20 protein-coding genes are annotated in these 19,790 nt (G+C 71.2%); 4 read left to right on the forward strand and 16 right to left on the reverse strand.

The window, feature by feature from the left end; genetic code table 11:
* The 6 genes from H4281_RS25235 to thyX form a co-directional block, all read right to left on the reverse strand.
* Complete coding sequence (locus tag H4281_RS25235) at positions 1 to 1,698, reverse strand: ribonuclease J (protein WP_182893403.1); 1,698 nt, start codon at positions 1,696 to 1,698, stop codon at positions 1 to 3.
* Entirely contained in the window at positions 1,695 to 2,708 is a 1,014-nt protein-coding gene (gene dapA, locus H4281_RS25240) for a 4-hydroxy-tetrahydrodipicolinate synthase (protein WP_182893404.1), read from the reverse strand. The genes H4281_RS25235 and dapA overlap by 4 nt, the downstream gene beginning before the upstream one ends.
* 112 nt (positions 2,709 to 2,820) lie before the next feature.
* A complete protein-coding gene (locus H4281_RS25245) occupies positions 2,821 to 4,323 on the reverse strand; it encodes a serine/threonine-protein kinase (protein WP_182893405.1) in 1,503 nt (500 codons plus the stop codon).
* Between the two features lie 94 nt (positions 4,324 to 4,417).
* Positions 4,418 to 5,659 carry an Nramp family divalent metal transporter gene (locus H4281_RS25250; RefSeq protein WP_182893406.1) on the reverse strand — a complete coding sequence of 414 codons (1,242 nt, stop codon included), beginning with the start codon at positions 5,657 to 5,659 and terminating at the stop codon, positions 4,418 to 4,420.
* Between the two features lie 112 nt (positions 5,660 to 5,771).
* Positions 5,772 to 6,170, reverse strand: coding sequence for an ACT domain-containing protein (locus tag H4281_RS25255; RefSeq protein ID WP_182893407.1), 399 nt, complete (start codon positions 6,168 to 6,170; stop codon positions 5,772 to 5,774).
* A 10-nt stretch (positions 6,171 to 6,180) separates the two neighbouring features.
* Positions 6,181 to 6,921 (reverse strand): FAD-dependent thymidylate synthase, encoded by a 741-nt coding sequence (gene thyX / locus H4281_RS25260; RefSeq protein WP_182893408.1) that lies wholly within the window; start codon positions 6,919 to 6,921, stop codon positions 6,181 to 6,183.
* A 102-nt stretch (positions 6,922 to 7,023) separates the two neighbouring features.
* Between thyX and H4281_RS25265 the strand changes: the two genes are divergently transcribed.
* A complete protein-coding gene (locus H4281_RS25265; RefSeq protein WP_182893409.1) occupies positions 7,024 to 7,551 on the forward strand; it encodes a toxin-antitoxin system HicB family antitoxin in 528 nt (175 codons plus the stop codon).
* A gap of 326 nt (positions 7,552 to 7,877) precedes the next feature.
* Positions 7,878 to 8,753 carry a DUF4097 family beta strand repeat-containing protein gene (locus H4281_RS25270; protein ID WP_182893491.1) on the forward strand — a complete coding sequence of 292 codons (876 nt, stop codon included), beginning with the start codon at positions 7,878 to 7,880 and terminating at the stop codon, positions 8,751 to 8,753.
* A 317-nt stretch (positions 8,754 to 9,070) separates the two neighbouring features.
* On the opposite strand, the gene H4281_RS25275 is transcribed toward H4281_RS25270, so the two are convergent.
* Entirely contained in the window at positions 9,071 to 10,300 is a 1,230-nt protein-coding gene (locus tag H4281_RS25275; protein WP_182893410.1) for a winged helix-turn-helix domain-containing protein, read from the reverse strand.
* A gap of 50 nt (positions 10,301 to 10,350) precedes the next feature.
* Between H4281_RS25275 and H4281_RS25280 the strand changes: the two genes are divergently transcribed.
* Positions 10,351 to 10,905 carry a GNAT family N-acetyltransferase gene (locus H4281_RS25280; RefSeq protein ID WP_182893411.1) on the forward strand — a complete coding sequence of 185 codons (555 nt, stop codon included), beginning with the start codon at positions 10,351 to 10,353 and terminating at the stop codon, positions 10,903 to 10,905.
* Here the strand turns inward: H4281_RS25280 and H4281_RS25285 are convergent.
* Complete coding sequence (locus tag H4281_RS25285; protein WP_237600560.1) at positions 10,895 to 11,371, reverse strand: GtrA family protein; 477 nt, start codon at positions 11,369 to 11,371, stop codon at positions 10,895 to 10,897. The genes H4281_RS25280 and H4281_RS25285 overlap by 11 nt on opposite strands.
* A 153-nt stretch (positions 11,372 to 11,524) precedes the next feature.
* Here H4281_RS25285 and H4281_RS25290 point away from each other — a divergent pair, with 153 nt between their 5' ends.
* Positions 11,525 to 12,040 carry a YqaA family protein gene (locus H4281_RS25290; protein WP_182893412.1) on the forward strand — a complete coding sequence of 172 codons (516 nt, stop codon included), beginning with the start codon at positions 11,525 to 11,527 and terminating at the stop codon, positions 12,038 to 12,040.
* 19 nt (positions 12,041 to 12,059) lie between these two features.
* On the opposite strand, the gene H4281_RS25295 is transcribed toward H4281_RS25290, so the two are convergent.
* From H4281_RS25295 to H4281_RS25330, 8 genes are all read right to left on the reverse strand, one after another.
* Positions 12,060 to 12,509 carry a tetratricopeptide repeat protein gene (locus H4281_RS25295; RefSeq protein ID WP_182893413.1) on the reverse strand — a complete coding sequence of 150 codons (450 nt, stop codon included), beginning with the start codon at positions 12,507 to 12,509 and terminating at the stop codon, positions 12,060 to 12,062.
* Positions 12,506 to 13,255 carry a 4-hydroxy-tetrahydrodipicolinate reductase gene (gene dapB, locus H4281_RS25300; protein ID WP_182893414.1) on the reverse strand — a complete coding sequence of 250 codons (750 nt, stop codon included), beginning with the start codon at positions 13,253 to 13,255 and terminating at the stop codon, positions 12,506 to 12,508. The genes H4281_RS25295 and dapB overlap by 4 nt, the downstream gene beginning before the upstream one ends.
* Positions 13,252 to 14,616 (reverse strand): M16 family metallopeptidase, encoded by a 1,365-nt coding sequence (locus H4281_RS25305; RefSeq protein ID WP_182893415.1) that lies wholly within the window; start codon positions 14,614 to 14,616, stop codon positions 13,252 to 13,254. The genes dapB and H4281_RS25305 overlap by 4 nt, the downstream gene beginning before the upstream one ends.
* A gap of 127 nt (positions 14,617 to 14,743) precedes the next feature.
* Positions 14,744 to 16,993 (reverse strand): polyribonucleotide nucleotidyltransferase, encoded by a 2,250-nt coding sequence (locus H4281_RS25310; protein ID WP_182893416.1) that lies wholly within the window; start codon positions 16,991 to 16,993, stop codon positions 14,744 to 14,746.
* A 236-nt stretch (positions 16,994 to 17,229) separates the two neighbouring features.
* Complete coding sequence (gene rpsO / locus H4281_RS25315; RefSeq protein WP_009080476.1) at positions 17,230 to 17,499, reverse strand: 30S ribosomal protein S15; 270 nt, start codon at positions 17,497 to 17,499, stop codon at positions 17,230 to 17,232.
* A gap of 164 nt (positions 17,500 to 17,663) precedes the next feature.
* Positions 17,664 to 18,146, reverse strand: coding sequence for an RNA 2',3'-cyclic phosphodiesterase (thpR, locus tag H4281_RS25320; protein WP_182893417.1), 483 nt, complete (start codon positions 18,144 to 18,146; stop codon positions 17,664 to 17,666).
* Positions 18,147 to 18,149: 3 nt separating this feature from the next.
* Positions 18,150 to 18,626 carry a helix-turn-helix domain-containing protein gene (locus H4281_RS25325; protein ID WP_182893418.1) on the reverse strand — a complete coding sequence of 159 codons (477 nt, stop codon included), beginning with the start codon at positions 18,624 to 18,626 and terminating at the stop codon, positions 18,150 to 18,152.
* 163 nt (positions 18,627 to 18,789) lie between these two features.
* Complete coding sequence (locus H4281_RS25330; RefSeq protein ID WP_182893419.1) at positions 18,790 to 19,755, reverse strand: bifunctional riboflavin kinase/FAD synthetase; 966 nt, start codon at positions 19,753 to 19,755, stop codon at positions 18,790 to 18,792.
* Between the last annotated feature and the right edge of the window lie 35 nt (positions 19,756 to 19,790).

Raw genomic sequence — 19,790 nt, forward strand, 5'->3', positions numbered from 1 at the left:
TCAGACCGGGATGACCGTCGGCACGATCATCGGCCGGCGGCGGTAGGTGTCGGCGACCCACCGGCCGACGACCCGGCGCACCGCCTGTGCGATGCGGTGGGTGTCGGTGATGCCCTCGGCTTCCGTCCGCGCCAGCTCCATCTCCACGAGCGGCACGACGGCGTCGAGGGCCTTCGGGTCGTCGGAGAACCCGCGGCCGGAGATCGTCGGGCTGCTCACCGCGCGGCCGGTGTTCGAATCGACCGCCACGGTGATCGCGATGAACCCGCCCTCGCCGAGCACGAGCCGGTCGGACAGGGTCGACTCGCCGACGTCGCCGACGGACAGCCCGTCCACGTACACGTGCCCGACCTCGACCCGGCCGGTGCGCGAGGCCTTGCCGTCGACCAGGTCCACGACCACACCGTCCTCGGCGATCACCACATTGTCCGGCGCGACGCCGGTGCGGATCGCGAGTTCCCCGTTGGCGCGCAAGTGTTTCCACTCGCCGTGCACCGGCATCACATTGCTCGGCCGGACCGCGTTGTACAGGTACAGCAGCTCGCCCGCGGACGCGTGCCCGGACACGTGCACCTTCGCGTTGCCCTGGTGCACCACGTTCGCGCCGAGCCGGGTCAGGCCGTTGACGACGCCGAACACCGCGGTCTCGTTGCCCGGGATCATCGAGCTGGCCAGCACGACGGTGTCGCCCGCGCGGATCGAGATCTGCCGGTGCTCGCCGCGGGCCATCCGCGACAGCGCCGAAAGCGGCTCGCCCTGCGAACCGGTCGACACGAACAGCACCTTGCTCTCCGGCAGGTTGCTCGCCTGGTCGAGGTCCACGAGCAGGCCGTCCGGCACGTTCAGCAGGCCCAGCTCGGCGGCGATGCCCATGTTCCGGACCATCGACCGCCCCACGAACGCCACCCGGCGGCCGTGCCGTACCGCGGCGTCCAGCACCTGCTGCACGCGGTGCACGTGGCTGGCGAAGCAGGCGACGATGACGCGCTGGTCCACGCGCCGGATCACGTCGTCGAGCACCGGGCCGATGTCGCGCTCGGGCATGACGAACCCGGGCACCTCGGCGTTGGTCGAGTCCACGCAGAACAGGTCCACGCCCTCGTCGCCGAGGCGCGAGAAGCCCGCGAGGTCGGTCAGCCGCCCGTCGAGCGGCAGCTGGTCGAGCTTGATGTCGCCGGTGTGCAGCACGACGCCGGCCGGCGTGCGGATGGCGACCGCGAGCGCGTCCGGGATCGAGTGGTTCACCGCGAAGAACTCGAGGTCGAACGCGCCGACCTTGCGTTTCTCCCCCTCGCGCACCTCGATCAGCTTCGGCCGCTGGCGGTGCTCCTTGGCCTTGGCCGCGAGCAGCGCGTTGGTGAAGCGCGAGCCGTAGATCGGGACGTCCGGGCGCAGCCGGAGCAGGAACGGGACGGCTCCGATGTGGTCCTCGTGCCCGTGGGTGAGCACGAGGCCGTCGATGTCGTCGAGCCGGTCCTCGATCGCGCGGAAGTCCGGCAGGATCAGGTCGACGCCCGGCTGGTCGTCCTCGGGGAAGAGGACGCCGCAGTCGACGATCAGGAGCCTGCCGTCGTATTCGAAGACGGTCATGTTGCGCCCGACCTCGCCGATGCCGCCGAGCGCGACGACGCGCAGGGCTCCCTCGGGAAGTGCGGGCGGGAGGTGCGTCGGGCCGGGTCCGGCGGGAAGTGAGGTCACCGGGGCATTGTCCCAACGCTGGTGTGCGAGGTGGGGGCGGTGTAGGCCGCCTGCGAATCTGCTTGTGCCACCCGTGCACCATGCCAGTCCGAGGCCGCGCTGTCCTCCAGCGGCACGCCGCCCTGGGCGAGATCGGCCGCGATCTGCTCCAGCTGGTCGTCGAACGGGGCCACGATCGGCAGCCGCGGGTCGCCGATGTCGAAGCCGCGCAGGCGCAGCGAGGACTTGCTGAACGCGACGCCGCCGACGCGCGACATCGCCCGCAGCACCGGCAGCATCGCGCGGTGGTTCGTGCGCGCGGTGGACGTGTCGCCCGCCTCGTAGGCCTCGATCATCGCGCGGATCCGGCCCGCCACGACGTGCCCGATCACGCTGACCACGCCGACCGCGCCGACCGACAGCCACGGCAGGTTCAGGCCGTCGTCGCCGGAGTAGTAGGCGAGGTGGGTGTTCGCGATGACCTCGGACCCGGCGATCAGATCGCCCTTGGCGTCCTTCACCGCCACGATGCGCGGGTTCTCGGCCAGCCGCTGCAGCGTGTCGACCTCGATCGGCACGATCGAGCGCGGCGGGATGTCGTAGAGCATGACCGGCAGCTCGGTGGCGTCCGCGACCGTGGTGAAATGCGCGAACAGCCCGGCCTGGCTCGGCCGCGAGTAATAGGGCGTGACCACGAGCAGGCCGTGCGCGCCCGCCTCGGCGGCGGCCTGGGCCTGCTCGATGCTGTGCGCGGTGTTGTTGGTGCCCGCCCCCGCGACGACGGTCGCGCGGTCGCCGACCGCCTCGACGACGGCGCGGACCAGGGTGGCCTTCTCCTGATCGGTGGTGGTCGGGCTCTCGCCGGTGGTGCCGTTGACGACGAGGCCGTCGTTGCCGAGGTCCACGAGGTACTCGGCCAGTTCCTGGGCCCGCTTCACGTCCAGCGCCCCGGCTCGGTCGAAGGGGGTCGCCATCGCGGTGAGCACGCGGCCGAACGGACGTCCGGGCGCGGCGGCAGGTGAGGTGGACATGGCCACGACGGTACCTCGTCGGAGCGCCGAACCCGGCCTCGACCTGGTGTGCCACCGGCAACTTCGGAGATTTTCCGCCGCCGCGCCGCTCCCGGCGGAACTTCTCGCGCGGCTACTTGACCTTGGCGGTGATCTGCGCCGGGATCTGGTCGTTGTTGGTGCGCGCGAGGACGCAGTAGATCTTGCGGTTCGGACCGCTGCTGCTGTCGCTGTCCGGCTGCACCTGCCACGCCTGCTGGGTCGGCACGATCGCGCGGTAGGCCAGTCCCGTGCGCTGCTGCGGCGGCACCACCGCGGAGCGGAACGTCGCCGCGCAGCGCGCCTCGGCCGCCCGGCTGATGTCCTCCAGGCCCGGGTACGGGGCGACGGCCGCGTCGTCGTTGCTCCAGTTCTCCAGCGGCAGCGGGTCGGCCGTGTCGTAGACCTCGAGCGTGTGGTTCTTCTTGCAGTCGACGTTGTTGTCCGAGCTGATCACCACGCCCGCCTGGACCACGGCGTTGTAGCAGACGTCGTACGAGGAGAACTTGGCTTTGAGGTAGCCGTCCGGACCGTAGGTGACGGTTTCGGCCTGCTGCTCGTCCTTCTTCGGCGACCACACCGGCTTGCCGAGGAAGAACCCGCCGGCCAGCGCGGCGATCACCAAAACCGCGATCACGCCCGCCCACAGGCCGCGGCGGCTCTTGCCTTCCGGTTTCGCGGCCGTCCGGGTCGGCTGCCCGCCGACGCGGGTCTCCTGCCGTGGCATCACCGCGGTGGCCGGACGTTGCGTGGGCCCGGTGGCGTGGGCGAGCTGCGCCCGCGCTTGCGTCGCGGTGAGCCGGGCTTCCGGGTTCGCCACCAGCAGGCCGAGGATGACCGCGCCGAGCGGGCCCTGCACGCGGGTCAGATACGGCACCTCGGTCATGATCGCGTGCAGCGTGGCGGCCGTGGTGGGCCGTTCGAACGCGACGATCCCCTCGACCGCGAAGTACAGCGTGGCGCCGAGCGACCACAGATCCGATTCCGGCATCGCCTCGCGGCCCTCGACCCTCTCCGGGGCCATGAACGCCGGCGAGCCGACGATCATCCCGCTCGTGGTGAGCCGCGGGTCGTCGATGGCGTGCGCGATGCCGAAGTCGGTGAGCTTCACCCGGCCGTCCGGCGCGACCATGATGTTGGCCGGTTTGACGTCGCGGTGCACGATCCCGGCGGCGTGCGCGGCCTGCAGCGCGGACAGCACCCGCTCCCCGACCAGCGCGGCCTGCTGCTCGGGCATCGGGCCGTGCGCGCGCACCAGGTCGGCGAGCGTGGGCGCCTCGACCAGTTCCATCACGATCCAGGTGGTGCCCTGGTCGGTGACCACGTCGTAGACCGTGACGACGGCCGGGTCGTTGAGCCGCCCGCCCGCGCGCACCTCGCGCAGGATCCGCTCGGAAAACACCGCGGCGCCTTCAGCTTCAGGCAGCCGCAACTCCTTGATCGCGACGTGGCGCCCGATCACCTGGTCCTGCGCGCGCCACACGATGCCCATGCCGCCGCGGCCCAGTTCGCCGAGCAGCAGGTAGCGGCCGGCCACCACGCGGCCCGCGGGGGCTGTGCGGTTCGGGTCGTGCGGGCGGGTCTGTTCGTCGGTCACGGGGTCGGGCTCCTCGGTCGGCTTCGCGCAGATGCTAGTCCGACCGTCCGGCCGCCCTGCCGGTTCCGTCCGGTTAGGACTGCTCGAGCCTGACTCAGCCGGTGCAGGTGAGCACGATCAGCACGACGTTGAGCAGGATGATCACCGCCGCGATGACGGCCGCGAGCACGGTGGTGGTCCGGCGGTTTACGTCCGCGCCCATGAGCCCTCGGTCCGAGGTGAGCCGGATCAGCGGCACGAGCGCGAACGGGATGCCGAACGACAGCACCACCTGCGACACCACCAGCGCGGCACTCGGATCGGCGCCCAGCGCCAGCACGACGATCGCCGGCGCGAGCGTGACGAGCCGCCGCACCACGATCGGAATCCTCTTGCGCAGCAAGCCTTGCATGATCATCGCGCCCGCGTACGCGCCCACCGACGTCGACGCCAGCCCGGACGCGAGCAGCCCGATCGCGAACAGCAGCGCGACCCCCGGCCCGAGCGCGGCGGCGACCGCGCCGTGTGCGCCTTCGATGGTGTCGACGCCTTGCTGGCCTTGGAGATTCGTCGCGGCCACGAGCAGCATGCCGAGATTCACCGCGCCGGCGAGCAGCATCGCGAACCCGACGTCGTAGCGGGTCGCCCGCAGCAGCCGCCTGCGCCGTTCGGGTTCGGGTTTGCCGTGCCGGTCGCGGACCAGTCCGGAGTGGAGGTACACCGCGTGCGGCATCACCGTCGCGCCGAGCATCGCGGCCGCGATCAGCACGCTGTCGCCGCCGCTGAAACGCGGGATCAGGCCGTTGGCAATCCCGGCGGCCGACGGAGATTCGACGAACAGGCTCGCCAGGAACCCGACCGCGATCACCACCAGCAGACCGGTCACGACGCGTTCGAACGGGCGCTGCCCGCCGCGGTCCTGCACCGCGAGCAGCACCAGCGACACGAATCCGGTGATCAGGCCGCCCGCCACGAGCGGAAGTCCGAAAAGGAGGTTGAGCGCGATCGCTCCGCCGACGACCTCGGCCAGGTCAGTGGCGATCGCGACGATCTCGGCCTGCGCCCAGTAGCCGAGCCTTCCCGTCGTCGAGAGCCGGTCGCGCAGCGCCTCGGGCAGCGACTGGCCGGTGACCAGGCCGAGCTTCGCCGACAGGTACTGCACCAGCACGGCCATCAGGTTCGCCGCGACGATCACCCACACCAGCAGGTAGCCGTAGCGCGCGCCGGCGCTGACGTTGGCCGCCACGTTGCCCGGGTCGACGTACGCGATCGCGGCGACGAACGCCGGTCCGAGCAGCGCCCAGCCGGCCCGCAGCCGGGCCACGCCGCGCGGACGTGCCGCTTCCGCCACCGCCATGTGCGCCACTCCCTGATATCGGCCGCCCCAACTCAAAGTTTAGGCACGCCGAACTTTGCCGGGCAAGGGTGTGCTGCGCCACGTCGCGCCGACGCTCCGCGAAGGACTTTGGTCAGGCAGGCAGGAGCACTTCGTGGCCGGCTTCGCGGAACGCGGCCACGGCGCGGTCGAGGTCGTCCGAGCGCACCAGGATGTGGTCGGTGTCGAAGGTGGACAGCGAGAACAGCGCGACGCCCGCGGCCGCCAGCTCGGAGGCGAGCGCGGAAATGATGCCGGTGAGGGTGAATCCCAGCGGCCCGCGCACGGTGAACAGCCGCCAGCCGTCCTCGACCGTGCCGCCCTCGGGTTCGCGGCCGGCCGGGCAGATCACCGACAGTTCGTCGGGCGTGCGGGTGACCGACACGAGCGCGGGCTCGCCGGGTTCGAGCAGTTCGGCGGGAACGGCGGCGTCTGCGGGCAACCGCACGACCGAATAGGGGCCGGGGCGGAGGTCGATCGTCAGGTGTTTCATCAGTGCGTTGTCAGCCTTCCAGCACTTTCGGGCTCGAGGCGATCTCGGTGCCGTCGGGCAGGGTCGAAATCGTGAAGTCGGCGAAGACGTTGGCCGCCGCCTTGTGCAGCTGCCGCAGGCATTCGATGGCCAGCGAACGGATCTCGACGTCCGCGTGTTCGGTGGCGCGCATCGCGATGAAGTGCCGCCAGGCGCGGTAGTTGCCGGTGACGACGATGCGGGTTTCGGTCGCGTTCGGCAACACGGCGCGGGCCGCCTGGCGCGCTTGCTTGCGGCGCAGGGTGGCGCTGGGCGTGTCCGCGAACTTCTCCTCCAGCCCGGCGAGCAGCTCGTCGTACGCGGCGGCGCTGGCTTGCGTGGCCTTGACGAATTTCTCGTGCAGCACCGGGTCTTCGGCGATGACGTCCGGTTCGACGAACTCGGCGTCGCGCTCGGGGACGTAGCGCCGCGACAGCTGGGAGTAGGAGAAATGCCGGTGCCGGATCAGCTCGTGGGTGAGCGAGCGGGAGATCCCGGACAGGTAGAAGGTGACCGACCCGTGCTCCAGCACGGCCAGGTGGCCGACGTCGATGACGTGTTCGAGGTACCCGGCGTTGGTCGCGGTCGCGGGATTCGGCTTCTCCCAGGACTGATAGCAGGCGCGCCCGGCGAACTCGGCGAGCGCTTCGCCTCCGTCGGCGTCGGTGGACCAGGGCACGTCCCCGGGCGGGAAGAACTCGGTTTTCGCGATCAGCTGCACCTTGGGCGGCACCGGTCTCGCTCCCCTCGTGTCGGCTCCGCCAGCCTAACCCGGCGGCACGGGTGACATCACCGCGCCTTGACGTGACGTCATTCGTGACGCCATAGTGGTGTCATGGACTTGACGCCGTACATCGCGAACCTTCGCGAAGACCTCGCGAACACGGCCTCCGCCGGGGACGAGCAGACCCGGCGGGCGGCCGCACTGCTGTCGTCTGCTCTGGAGCCGGCAGTCCGGCTGACCCTGATGAACGCGCTGGCCGACCTGGCGGCCGAGGTGACCGCCGCGCTGCCCGGCCAGGTCGTGGACGTCCGGCTCGACGGCCGGGACGTGCGCGTGGTCGTGACCGGGGGCGAGGACCGTTCCGCGTCCGCGCCTCCCCCGCCGCCGCCACCGCCGGTCCCTCCGATCGACGGCGGCGACATCTCGCGGATCACGCTGCGGCTGGTCGAGCAGATCAAGGGCCAGGCCGAACAGGCGGCGGCCGCGCAAGGGGTTTCGCTCAACACGTTCGTGGCGCAGGCCGTGCAGGGGGCGCTCGGCCAGGCGCAGCAGCACCAGCAACGGCACCAGCGCTGGCAGGACAGCGGCAGCGGCGGGGGCCGCACCGAGACCAAGCTGCACGGCTGGGTCGAAGGCTAGAAGGGGGCACCACCATGGGCGAGAACCGGGAAGACCAGGGGAAGAACACCGAAGACCGGGTTGGGGAACCCGGCTTCGGGACGGCGGAAGCGGCCGGCGCTTCCGCGGGCGACGAGACCGCTTCGTCAGCTGCGGCGGACGGAGTTGAGTCTGCCGCGAGCGCGTCCGCTTCGGACAATTCGGCGGCCGGCTCCGGCGCTTCGAAGGCATCAGCCACGGCGGACGAGGCTGAGTCTGCCGCTGCGGCGAACTCGTCCGGGTCCGCTTCGGGCACGGCCGGCTCCGCCGCTTCGGCTGGTTCCGAAAGCGCGGAACCGGGTCCGTACGTGCGGCTGCAGGACTTCGCGGCGGACGGTCCGGTCGAACTGGACCTGGGCGTCACGATCGGGCGGGTCGAGGTCGTGCTCGGGCGGGAGTCCGGGGTGACCGTGCGGCTGCAGCACGACGCGGGCGAGCAGCCGTCGTGGGTGAACGGGGTCAGCAGCCTGCTGTCGTGGGTCGGCGAGAAGTTCGGGGACCAGTTCGGCGGCGTGCCGGAGTTCTCGGTGGCCGACGCCGTGCGGCAGGCGCGGATCGAGAAGACCGGCAACCGGGTCGTCGTGCGGGCCGCGAAGGCGTGGCAGCTGCGGAATGTTCCGGTGGCGGTGACGGTGCACGCACCGGCCGGTTCGCACCTCGAAGTACGCGCGGGTTCGGCGGACGTCACGGTGACCGGCGCCGCGGGCCGCGCGGACATCCTCACCGGATCCGGCGAAGTGTCGCTGGAACGCGCGGACGGCGCGGCCACCATCCGGACGGGTACGGGAGCCGTGAAACTCGGCCCGACCCTGGCCGGACTCCAGTTGCGGAGCGGAAGCGGCTCGGTCGAAGCGGCGTCGATCGCCGGACCGGCGACGCTCGGCACCGGAACCGGAAACGTCTGGCTGGGCGCGGTCGAAGGCGACGTCATGGCCCGTACCGGCAGCGGCGACCTGTCCGTGGCCGACGCGGCGTCCGGCTCGCTCGAACTGATCACCGGCTCGGGAGAGGTGCGGGTCGGCATCCGCAGCGGGGTGCGAGCGGAAGTGGAACTGGCGTCGGCGGCCGGGCGGGTTTCGAGCGAACTGGAGGTCTCGGACACGCCGCCGGAGGACGCGGTCGCGCTGAAAGTCCGCGCCCGCACCGGAACCGGCAACGCGGTCGTGACCCGCGCGGCCGGCTGACGCCCGTCTGTTCAGGCCTGCACACCCGTCATTCCACTACCCCGGGTGCGCCGAGCAGACGGATGCAAGGGGGAGGCGGCGGGCCGCACCGGGGATTCCGGAAGCGGCCCGCCGCTTCGTGCTGCCCGCAGGGAGTCCTCGTGCGCCATGACAAGCCGCTGCGGCGAGTGCTTTCCGCGCTCCGGGCCTCGCCGCGACGGCCTTTCGTGCGCCGGCTCCGGCTGCCACGGGGACTTCCCCCGCGCCGACCGGCCGCCGCCGCAGAACCCCGCGCGAGCGTCGTGAGCGGCGGTGCCGGTGAGAACCGGCGCCAGCACTTACGAGACCCCCGCCCCCTTCACCGCGCGCCGCAACGCCCGGGCCAGATCGCCCCGCTCCCCCACCACGACACCGTCCAGCCCCTGCCATTCCGCCATCGTCCGCAGTTCCGCGGCCAGCTCCGCCGCCACCCGCGGCTGGTCGGCGCCGGGCTCGGCGAACGCGCCCTGCACGCGCAGCACCCCGGCCGCTCGGTCGGACTTCAGGTCCACCCTCGCGGACAGCGCCCCGTCCAGCAGGAACGGGAACACGTAATACCCGTGCACCCGCTTGGCTTCCGGGACGTAAATCTCGATGCGGTACCGGAATCCGAACAACCGCTCCGTCCGCGCGCGTTCCCAGATCAGCGGGTCGAACGGGCACAGCAAAGCCCGTCCGGACACTGCCCGCGGCGTCCGCGCTTCGGCGTGCCGGTACGCGACCGCGCGCCAATCGTCCACCTGGACTGGTTCCAGGACGCCTTCCTCCACCAGTTCCTGAACAGCCTGCCGGGAGACGTCGGGACCAAGGCGGTAGTAGTCGCGCAGGTCGGTTTCCGTTGCCACGCCCAATGCCCGCGCCGAGCGGTCGATCAGGCCGCGGGCGCCTTCCTCCGCGGAAACCTTGCGGGACAAGATCTCCGGCGGCACCACTCGCTCCGTCAGGTCGTACAGCCGCTCGAACGACCGCCGCGTTCCGGTGCTCAGCTGGCCGACGCCGAATAGGTACTCGCACGCCTTCTTCACCACCGAGCGTTCCCACCACGCACCCGGCCCGCGCCGGACCGCCTCCGTCTCCAGCGCCTTCTCGATCGCCCCGGCTCCGATCGGACCGTGTTCCTTCACGACCGCCAGCACGTCGTCGAGCAGGCCGGGCACCGTGTCGACCACCCGGGTGTAGTTCCGCCACCAGCCGTCCCGTTTCGCGCCGGACTTCAGCAGCGGCCAGTCTTCGATCGGCAGCAGGCTCGCCTCGTGCGCCCACGACTCGACCAGCAGCCTCGGCCGGCGCGCGCGGTGGCTCCACGCGGCGTCGTCGACCAGCGCCGGGTCGTACGCCCCCAGGCGCGAGAACAGCGGCATGTAGTGCGCGCGCACGGCGACGTTGACCGAGTCCAGCTGCAGCAACTGGACCCGGGACAGCACCTTGGCGAGGTGCCGCCGGGTCGGGTCGGAAGAGGGCCGGGGGTCGGCGAACCCCTGCGCGGCCAAAGCGGTGCGGCGGGCGGCGGAAAGGCTGATCGTCTGCATGATCCCGCCATGGTGCCAGCCACCCCCGACAGTTTCGGTACATTGCCCGCGTGAGTGCCGCCGAAGTCCGCCCCGCGAACCCGTCCGACGCCGCGGAGATCGCCCGCATCCAGCGGCTGACCTGGCGGGCCGCCTACGCCGGCCTGCTGGGCGGCGAAGCCATCGACGAACTCGACAAGGCCGATCTCGAGGGCACCTGGGCGGAGACGATCGAGTACCCCGGTTCCCGCGTCTACCTGGCCACCGAAGGCTCGTTCACGGTCGGCTACTGCGTCGCGGGGCCTGCTCCGCAGGACGAAGCCGTCGCGGCCGACGGATCCGCGCCCGAGGACGCGCCCGGGTTGATCGCGTCGCTGGTGGTCGAGCCGCGCTGGGGCCGTCGCGGGCACGCCGGACGGCTGCTCGCGACCGCCGCCGCCGACCTGCGCGCGAACGGGCTCAGCCGCGGCATCACCTGGGTCGCGCAGTCCGACCACGCGACGCTCGGCTTCTACCGGCGCGCCGGCTGGTCCCCCGACGGCACCGTCCGCACCCTCGACACCGGCCGCGGCACGCTCCGCGAGGTCCGGCTCACCGGCACGCTCGAACTGGAACTCACACACTGACCGGCTCTTCGCGCTTCGCGAAGACCACCCAGCGCATCACCGAGTACATGAACACGCCCTCGCACGCCCCGGCGATCAGCCGCGACAGGTGGTACTCGACGCCCAGTGCGGCCAGTCCGGCGCCCAGCCCGAGCAAAAACGCCACGTAGTTCACCGCGATCGCCGCCGCGTACAGCACCGCCTGGCGGCCCACCGGCGCGTGCGAACGGAAGTTGAGCGCGCGGTTCAGCACGAAGCTCAGCCCGAACGCGACCACGTACGCGATGCTGATCGACAGCCACACCGGCCACTTGAGCCCGCCGTGGAACAGCGTCAGCAGCAACAGGTCAACGCCGAAAGTGAAGCCGTTGATCACCGCGAAACCGAGAAAACTCGGCGCGACGATCCGCGGCAATCCGAACGGCAGAACGCGCACGACGGCGGCGCACAGCCCGGCGAAACGGTCGGCGATCGGCACCTCAGGCACCTGCCCGATCCTGGCAGCGGAAGGTGTCCGAGACCGGTCGGCCAGGTGATCTTCTGGGGTTGGCTCCCGGGGAAAGAGTGGGGTTAGCCCCCGTGATCTTTTCGTGATGGCTGATAGCTTGGAGTGAGCGGGGACACGGACGGGGGTGGCGCGATGGGATGGGTGCTCCTGACCCTCGGCGTCGCCTTCGGCTCGGCGATCGTGCCGCTGATCAACGCCGAACTCTTCGTCATCGGCCTCTGCGCGAGCCAGCACAGCGTGCACTGGCTGTGGCTGGGCGGCGCGGTCGCGGTCGGGCAGATCGCCGGGAAACTGCTGTACTACCTGGCCGCGCGCGGCTCGATCCGGCTGCCGAAGTTCCTGCACGACCGGCTGCACCGCGAACGCCCGCTGACGCCGCGGCGGGTCCGCTGGCAGCTGCGCACCAAGCTGGTCCGCGGCAAGATCGAGGCGCTGCGCGAACGCTGCCAGCGCCATCCGCACTGGATGACCGGCACGTACGGGGTCAGCTCGCTCGTCGGGCTGCCCCCGTTCATGGCGACGAGCGTGCTCGCCGGGATGGTCCGGATGCGGCTGTCGACGTTCCTCGCCGCGGGGCTGGCCGGACGGTGGGTGCGGTTCAGCTTGCTGGCGGCGTCGCCCGCGATGTTCGCCGGGTGGCTGCAGTAAACCGGCTAGAAGTCCTGCGTTACTTGCGCTCCGCCGCTTCCAGTTCGATCGCCTTGCGCATAGTCGCCCGCGCCCGCCGCCGGTCGCCCGCGATGTCGTACGCGTACGCCAGCCGGTACCAGGGCCGCCAGTTCTCCTGGTCCGCCTCGACTTCCGCGCGCCGCTGATCGAACCACGCGTCCGCGGCGTCGCGGTCCACGCGACCGGACGGGCGGCGCGGCAGGTCCGACACGTCCGGGAGACCGCCCTCGGCGTCCAGCCGCCGCGACAGCCGCTGGATCTGCATGCCGGACCGCCAGGTCACCACGACGATCCACACGCCCAGCAGCGGCAGCAGGAACACGCCGATGCCCAGCGCGATCCCGGCCGGCGTCCCGGTGCCGAGCAGCGCCACGGCCCGGTCCGCCAGCAGGACCAGGTACACCACCAGCGCCGCCGTCATCAGCAGCGCGAAATTGCGCGCTTTCACAGGTCGAGCACGTTCTCCAGGCCGACCGTCAGGCCGGGACGCGACACCACCGAGCGCACGCCGAGCAGCACGCCCGGCATGAACGACGTCCGGTCCAGCGAATCGTGCCGGATGGTCAGGGTCTCGCCCTCGCCGCCGAACAGGATTTCCTCGTGCGCCACCAGACCCGGCAGCCGGACGGAGTGCACGTGGACGTCCTCGACGGAGGCGCCGCGGGCACCGTCCAATTCGGACGTCGTGGCGTCCGGGCCCGGCGTGACCCCGGCGGAAGCGCGGGCCTGCGCGATCATCCGCGCGGTGTGCGCGGCGGTGCCGGACGGGGCGTCGGCCTTGCGGTTGTGGTGCAGTTCGATGATTTCGGCCGAGGCGTAGAACTTCGCCGCCTGCGCCGCGAACCGCATCGCGAGCACCGCGCCCAGCGCGAAGTTCGGGGCGATCAGCACGCCCACCGACGGCTTGTCCGCCAGCAGGCCGCGCAGTTCGGCCAGCCGCTCCTCGCTGAAGCCGGTGGTGCCGACGACCGCGTGCCGGTCGTGCGCGATCAGCCAGCGCAGGTTGTCCATCACCGCGTCCGGATGCGTGAAGTCCACGACCACCTGGGCGTTCTCGAGCGCGGCGAAATCGTCGCCCGCGTCGAGCGCGGCCACCAGTTCCTGGTCCGCGGCGCCTTCCACGGCTTTCACCACGGTGGCGCCCATGCGGCCGCGTGCGCCCAGCACGCCGACGCGGATCGGGGACTCGGTCATGACGCGATCACCTCGTGCAGATCGTCCGGCAGGTCGTCGGCGTGAGCGTACGGCCCCACCACCGCCGCGGACGACACCCCGCCGGGGCGCCGCAGCAGAGTGCGAGCGAGCGCACACACGTCTTCGGTCGTGACCGCGTCGATCCGCGCGATCGTGTCGTCCACGCCCAGGTACCGGGCGTAGTTCAGCTCGTTCTTGCCGATCCGGGACATCCGCGACGACGTGTCCTCCAGGCCCAGCACGAGCCCGCCGCGCAGCTGCCCCTTGGCGCGCGCGACCTCGGCGTCGGTGAGCCCGTCCGCGGCGACGCCGTCGAGCACCTCGCGGATCACTCCGGCGACCTGGCCCAGCCGCTCCGGCTGACAGCCCGCGTACACCGACATGTGCCCGAGATCGGCGTAGCTCGCCACCGACGAATACACCTGGTACGCCAGGCCCCGGCGTTCGCGGATCTCCTGGAACAGGCGGGAACTCATGCCGCCGCCGAGCGCCGCGTTGAGCACCGACAGCGTGAACCGGCGCTCGTCGTGCCGCGGCAGGGCGCGGAAACCGAGCATCACGTGCGCCTGCTCGGTGTCGTCCGGGTGCAGCGCCAGCTTCGGCACCGTCTTCAGCCGCGCGCGGCCGGACCGCGGCGCGACCGGCGTCGCGGTGCCGCCGAGGCGGTCCTTCAGCGCGCGCTTGACCAGCCGCAGAACCTGGCCGTGTTCGACGTTCCCGGCGACCGCGAGCACCATCCGCGGCAGGGTGTAGCGACGGCGGTAGAAGCCGCGCAGCGCGACCGGCGACATCTCGGTGATGGACTTTTCCGTGCCCAGCACCGGACGGCCCAGCGGGTGGTCGCCGAGGATCGCGCTGACGAACTCCTCGTGCAGCAGGTCTTCCGGGTCGTCGTCGCGCATCGCGATCTCTTCGAGGACGACGCTGCGTTCCATGTCCATATCGCGGTCCGTGCACTGGGCTTCGAAGACCACGTCGGTGACGAGGTCGAGCGCCAGCGGCAGGTCCGCGTCCAGGACCTGGGCGTAGTAGCAGGTGTGCTCTTTCGCGGTGAAGGCGTTGAATTCGCCGCCGACCGCGTCGATCTCTTCCGCGATCTGAGTGGCGTCGCGATGGGCGGTTCCCTTGAACAGCAAGTGTTCCAGGTAGTGTGCCGCGCCCGCGACCGGCGACGGCTCGTCCCGCGAACCGACCCCGACCCACAGCCCGACCGTCGCCGACCGGGACGCGGGGACGTGCTCGGTGATCACCCGCAGGCCGCCGGGAAGAACACTCCGCTTGACGACCGCACCGTCCGAAGTGGACTCGAGCGTACGGGTGGTGCCGACGGGCTGCTCGTGCCCGGAAACCTGCCGTGCCAATGCAATCCTTTGCTCACGTGCATCGAGGGCCTCCCACCCTGGCTCGTGAGCGGCATGCCGGTTAGAACCGGCATGCCGCTCACGAGCCACCTCGGGTCAGGAGGCCCTCGATGGAACTGCGGGTGCCTTACTTGGCTTCGGCGGTCTCGGCCGGAGCGGCGTCGCCTTCAGCCGGCTTCGCGGCGTCTTCTTCCTTGACGACGATCAGGCTGATCTTGCCGCGGTTGTCGATGTCGGCGATCTCGACGCGGATCTTGTCGCCGACGTTCACCACGTCCTCGACCTTCGCGATCCGCTTGCCGTTGCCCAGCTTCGAGATGTGCACGAGGCCGTCCTTGCCCGGCAGCAGCGAGACGAACGCGCCGAACGCGGCCGTCTTCACCACGGTGCCCAGGAAGCGCTCGCCGACCTTCGGCAGCTGCGGGTTGGCGATGGCGTTGATCTTGCCGATCGCCGCCTCCGCCGACGGGCCGTCGGCCGCGCCCACGTAGATCGTGCCGTCGTCCTCGATCGAGATGTCGGCGCCGGTCTCCTCGGTGATCGAGTTGATCATCTTGCCCTTCGGCCCGATCACCTCGCCGATCTTGTCGACCGGGATCTTCACCGACGTGACGCGCGGGGCGTACGGGCTCATCTCGTCCGGGCCGTCGATCGCCTCGGCGATGACTTCCAGGATGGTGAGGCGAGCGTCCTTCGCCTGCTTCAGCGCGGCCGCGAGCACCTCGGACGGGATGCCGTCCAGCTTGGTGTCCAGCTGCAGCGCGGTGATGATGTCCTTCGTGCCGGCGACCTTGAAGTCCATGTCGCCCAGCGCGTCCTCGGCGCCGAGGATGTCGGTCAGCGCGACGTAACGCGTCTCGCCGTCGACCTCGTCGGACACCAGGCCCATGGCGATGCCCGCGACCGGCGCCTTCAGCGGCACGCCGGCGTTGAACAGGCCCATGGTGGACGCGCAGACCGAGCCCATCGAGGTGGAGCCGTTGGAGCCCAGCGCCTCGGAGACCTGGCGGATCGCGTACGGGAACTCGTCCCGCTTCGGCAGCACCGGGACCAGGGCGCGCTCGGCGAGCATGCCGTGGCCGATCTCGCGCCGCTTCGGCGAACCGACGCGGCCGGTCTCGCCGGTGGAGAAGGGCGGGAAGTTGTAGTGGTGCAGGTAGCGCTTCGTCGTCTCCGGGGAGAGCGAGTCGATCTGCTGCTCCATGCGGAGCATGTTCAGCGTGGTGATGCCCAGGATCTGGGTCTCGCCGCGCTCGAACAGCGCCGAACCGTGCGCCCGCGGGACCACGGCGACCTCGGCCGAGAGCTGGCGGATGTCGGTCAGGCCGCGGCCGTCCATCCGGATCTTCTCGGTGAGGACGCGGGTGCGCATGATCTTCTTGGTCAGCGCCTTGAACGCACCGCCGACCTCCTTGTCGCGGCCCTCGAAGGCTTCGCCCTCGCCGAGGCCGAGCTTCTCCAGGACGGCGGCCTTGACCTCGTCGGTCGCGGCGTCGCGCTCCTGCTTGCCGGCGATCTGCAGCGCCTTGGCCAGCTCGTCGGACGCGATCGCGGCGACGGCCTCGTAGATGTCCGGCTGGTAGGCCGGGTACAGCGGGAACTCGCCGGTCGGCTTCGCGGCGTCGGCGGCCAGGCGCTGCTGCGCCTCGCACAGCACGCGGATGAACGGCTTCGCGGCCTCGAGGCCCTGCGCGACGGTGGTCTCGTCCGGCGCGGTGCCGCCGGCGGCGATCAGGTCGAGCGTGTGCTCGGTGCCCTCGGCCTCGACCATCATGATGGCGACGTCGTCACCGACGATGCGGCCAGCGACCACCATGTTGAAGGTGGCCTTCTCGAGCTGCGGCCAGGTCGGGAACGCGACCCACTGGCCCTCGATCAGCGCGACGCGCACGCCGCCGACCGGGCCGGAGAACGGCAGGCCGGCGATCTGGGTGGAGGCCGACGCGGCGTTGATCGCCAGCACGTCGTACGGGTCGTCCGGGTTGAGGCTCTGGACGGTGATGACGACCTGGATCTCGTTGCGGAGGCCGTCGGCGAAGGACGGGCGCAGCGGGCGGTCGATCAGGCGGGCGGTGAGGATCGCGTCGGTCGACGGGCGGCCCTCGCGGCGGAAGAACGCGCCGGGGATGCGTCCGGCGGCGTACATCCGCTCCTCGACGTCCACGGTCAGCGGGAAGAAGTCGAAGTGCTCCTTCGGGTGCTTCGACGCCGTGGTCGCCGACAGCAGCATGGTCTCTTCGTCCAGGTACGCGACGACGGCGCCGGCGGCCTGCTTGGCGAGCCGGCCGGTCTCGAACCGGACGGTGCGGGTGCCGAACCGGCCGTTGTCCAGAACGGCTTCGGTCTCGAACACGGTGACTCCGGTGGAGTCGGTCATATGGTCAATCTCCTCTTTGGTTCCTTCGTACGGCGAGAGTCTCCCACTGTGGGACCCGGTTCGCCCGAGGACGCTCGAGGAGGTGTGAGGCCGGTCTTCGATCGAAGCCCCCGGGTCCGTTGCCCGGGAACCACTACCGAGGACCGGCGAGATCGTTCCTCCAGCGCGCTCGCGCCGTGTGGGGGTGTGCTTGCGGCGAGGGGGAGCGGCCGAAGCCGCTCCCCCTCGTCAGCACGCTATCGGCGCAGGCCGAGACGCTTGATCAGGTCGCGGTACCGCGCCACGTCCACCTTTTCCGTGTAGTTCAGCAGCCGGCGGCGACGGCCGACCAGCAGCAGGAGACCGCGACGGGAGTGGTGGTCGTGCTTGTGGGTCTTGAGGTGTTCGGTGAGGCCGATGATCCGCTTGGTCAGCAGCGCGACCTGGGCCTCGGGGGATCCGGTGTCCGAGTCGTGCAGCCCGTACTCGGCGAGGATCGTCTTCTTCTCTTCGGTGGACAGCGCCACTGGTGGTGCTCCTTGTGCATCTAGTGCCGTGAGGCCCGTACCGCGCCACGCGGCCGGGTGAGCCGGTCACGGCCGCCACGGACTGCAGCCGGACCCGGTTATGGAGGTTACCAGCCGGTTGAACTGCGGCTTCCGGCGCGTGGGGCTAGCCGGGCAGCACGGGTTCACCCGCGTCGCAGCGGCCAGGACCGCAGCGTGCGGTATGGGGCGCCGCCGCCCATCAGCTCCACCCGGTCCGCGGTCCAGACGCGGCTGCGGAAACCGGCCAGCTGTTCCGTCCACTCCGTCGGCGGCTGCGTGCGGGAGCAGCGCGCCAGCGTCAGGTGCGGCCGGTAGGGACGGTCCTCGCCGGAGCCCAGGGTCGCGGCCGCGGCGAGATCGGCCAGGTCCTCCCCTGCCACTCCCAACCACAGCACTCCCGGGAATGTTCCCGAACCGGAGAGCCGGACGTCAACGGATTTTCGGCCGTCGAGCGCCCGGTCGAGGAAGGCGCCGTATTCGGCGGGGTCGACCTCGCCGTAGAAGGCCAGCGTGATGTGCCAGCCGGCCGGATCGGACCAGCGCAAAAGCCGGTCCCTGCCGCCGAGGGCGCCAGCCACTTCCGCCGCGACGTCGGCGGGCGGGCGCAGCGCGGAGAACAGCCGCATCGGCTACTGGCCCGAGGCTCCCGCGCGGCGGAGCAGGTCGGCGATCGCCGGGAAATCCTCGTCGAGCAGTTTCGCCGCTTCGGCCAGGTTCTCGTCCTCGGCGATGTCCCGGATGCCCGCGAGCAGGACCTTCTCGTCCGAGCTGACCGGGATGTTGTCGCGGCCGACGGTGGGCCGCGAGTCGCGCACGTCCTCCAGCGCGGCCTGCATCGCGTCGCGGTCGCCCGCGGCGACCTCGGGCACCAGGATCTTGCGCTCGAGCATGATCATCCTGGCCAGCACGACCGGATTGCCGATCTTCGCCCGCCGCCCGCTCATCACCTGGCTCAGCATCGGCGCGCTGATCCCCAGCACCTCGGCCAGGAACGCCTGCGACACGTCGAAGGCCACCACCAGCCTGCGCACCCGATCGCCCAGCGGCTCCCCGTACCACTCCCGCTGCAGCGCGATGTTCCGCTGGACGATCTTGTGGTCCTCCACCTAGCTCCGCTCCCCTAGCGCTGTCGTCCCGCGGCCCGGTGCTGCCGGCCCACTTCGCTTCCCCGGCCCGGCGCCGCCGGCCCATCTTGCCACTCCGGACGCCCCCGCCGGGCCGGAACGCCCGATTCGCCCCGGGCCGGTCCTGTCCCGGGGGCGGGCCCGCTCAGCTGTCCGAGCCGAGCGCTTCCCTGGTCCGGGCCACGTCCTCGTCGATCTTCTTGACGAGATCGGCCGAGGCGCCGAACCGCGCTTGATCCCGCAACCGGGTGACGAAGTCCAGCGCGACGTGCTGGCCGTAGAAGTCCTCGTCGACGTCCAGCACGAACGCCTCGACGGTGCGCTCGCGGCCGGAGAAGGTCGGGTTCGTGCCCACCGACACCGCCGCGCGCAGCCGCCGGTCCGGGTCGGACAGTCTGCTGAACCAGGCCGTGTAGACGCCGTCCGCGGGCACGGCGGCGAACCGCGCGGTGGACAGGTTGGCTGTCGGATAGCCGAGGTCGTGGCCCCGGCCGTCGCCGCGGACGACGATGCCTTCCAGCCGGTGCGGGCGGCCGAGCGCGTCGGCCGCGGCCTCCACGTCGCCCGCGTCGATGCACGAGCGGACGTAGGTCGAGGAGAAGGTGATGTCGTTGGCGCCGCGGTCGTCGTCGAGCGAACGGCCCTGCAGCTCCGCGCCGTAGGCGACGAACCCGAAGCGGCGGCCGAGTTCGCGCAGCAGCGCGACGTTGCCCGCGGCCTTGGCCCCGAAGGTGAAGTTGTCGCCGACCAGCACCGCGCCCGCGTGCAGCCGGTCGACCAGCACCTCGTGCACGAACTCGTGCGGGCTGAGCCGGGACAGCTCCAGGGTGAAGGGCAGCACGCAGAACACGTCCACGCCGAGCCCCTCGACCAGCTGGGCCTTGCGCCGCAGGGTGGTCAGCTGCGCGGGATGGCTGCCCGGGCGCAGCACCTCGGACGGATGCGGGTCGAAGGTGAGCACCACGCTCGGCACGCCGCGCTCGGCGGCCGTCGCCACGGTGCGCTTGATCAGTTCCTGGTGCCCGCGGTGCACGCCGTCGAACACGCCGATGGTGACCACGCACCGTCCCCAGCCGCCCGGGAGGTCCCCGAGCCCACGCCACCGCTGCACTGTTGTCAACTCTCCCCGAGCGAGGTGCCTTTGCC

The sequence above is a fragment of the Amycolatopsis dendrobii genome (assembly GCF_014145675.1).
Classification (GTDB): Bacteria; Actinomycetota; Actinomycetes; order Mycobacteriales; family Pseudonocardiaceae; genus Amycolatopsis; species Amycolatopsis dendrobii.